2 protein-coding genes are annotated in these 1,721 nt (G+C 34.5%); both read right to left on the minus strand.

Annotated elements, in window-relative coordinates:
- Positions 1-127: 127 nt before the first annotated feature.
- Positions 128-472 (minus strand): hypothetical protein, encoded by a 345-nt coding sequence (locus ACWIX0_RS13455; protein WP_454174494.1) that lies wholly within the window; start codon positions 470-472, stop codon positions 128-130.
- A 117-nt stretch (positions 473-589) separates the two neighbouring features.
- Positions 590-1,294, minus strand: coding sequence for an LPD3 domain-containing protein (locus ACWIX0_RS13460; RefSeq protein ID WP_454174495.1), 705 nt, complete (start codon positions 1,292-1,294; stop codon positions 590-592).
- Positions 1,295-1,721: the final 427 nt, after the last annotated feature.

The raw sequence follows: 1,721 nt of genomic DNA on the forward strand, positions 1-1,721 counted from the left end.
AAAATATCTCTTTTTGGTGTTTTTGTGTAGTTTTGTTGTTTTTGTGTTGCTTTTTGTTGTGCTTGTGGTGTGCTTTGGGTAGATTTTGCTTTTTCTTGCTTGCAAGAGGTTTTAGGTAGATAAAAGTTTAGCTTGCAAGTTGTTTAGCGATTCTAAAACGCGTTTGATTGCTACTAAATCTGTGCTTGGGGGGGGGGGTGCTACATTGTGCTAAAAGCCTTGCTAACTCGGCTTGTTTTAATGCTTCTTGCCTCTCTTTTTCTTGTTCTTGCTTGGTTTGCAAAAGAGAATCTAGCTCGGTTTGTTTTAGAAAATAATCATAATTTTGTTGGTTATCCCATCCACAGTGTTGGCAAGTCAAATCAAGGGGAAAATATCCCTCGCTACTCATCGCTAGTTCGTCTTCCATAACTAAGCCTGTGTAAGAGTTTTTGCATTTTTCGCAAGTAAAATCTAATTCAAAAGTGTTCATTTTTTATCCTTTTTTCGTATAATTTGACTTTTTACAATCTTTAAGGTAATATTCGAATGGGCTTTTTGGTATCTGTGTATAAGTTTTACTTCCATATCATACACTTCTCTAGCGAAATTAGCCCTGCGTCCTTGTTGCGTTTGTTTGGTATGGGCTACGCTTAGGCATAGGACGCAATTCCTGCAATTCTAATGAGTAAATTTTATTCCCGTGTTCCATAATCTCTTTTATTGTTAATAATGCCTGCGCTTCCTTATTATTTATCTGCAAATATGAAACATATCTATGCACCGATTTTATATCTGCGCTATTATTCCTTGCAGGCTCGCTTTTTAGATATGTGCTGTTTTCGTATAGCTCATTTATGTGTTCACTTGCTTTAAAATGTTCCTCTTTGCTAAAACCATTTTCGTTTGATTTTCTTAAAGCTGCGCCACTTAAAATTTTATTCCTACCATTTTTGCTAATCTGTGCTACTCTGCCATCGTTTTTGTTTATAATGTTCTTGCCCAAAAGTTTATCTATCGCTATGCTTGCGTTGTTTCTTAGCTCGGTGATAGTTTTAGTGTCTTGTGTAACAATGCTTAAATTCATATTTTTTCCCTTATCAAATTTTTGATTTGGTATTGTAGCATTTTTGGCTTGTATTCTTTTTAGTATTTCCATTGCTTTCGGGCTTGTCTGCGCTTTTTTGGTTAGAAATTGTAATGACTTACTGCCTAATGCACCGCGTGCAAACCCTGCTAGAAACTTTTCAGGGCTAAAGCCTGTTATGTTGCCGTTTTCATCATACTCTAGCCCTGCTACGCTTCCACCTAGCACGCCTCCCCCTAAAGTCGCGTTTGTTTTGCAAGTAATAATTTTTTACTTGCTTGATAGAATTTTATACTTGCCTTTATAGCTTTATCCCTGCGAAAATCAAACATAAATTCATAATAAAAAATCATAATTTTTTTTCGGGCATATAAAGATTTTTTTTTCTCAAAAAAATAGCAAATCGCACAAATAATTAGTGTGAAAAAAGTTACCATTAAAACAAAAAACAAAGTCTGGTAAGCACAAAAAGTGGTATCAAACAAAATCTCATCTTGTGCGTTTTGGATTTGTAAATCGAGTTTTTCTAATTGTAGTTGTGTAAGTGTTTTTTGTGATTTCATTTTTTTACTCCTCACTAAATAAAATTTAGGATTTTAAGTAAAAAGCGGGGGTAAAATAAAGGTGGTTAGAATTTTGCTGTGGGATTATCAAA

The sequence above is a fragment of the Helicobacter sp. T3_23-1059 genome (assembly GCF_053654515.1).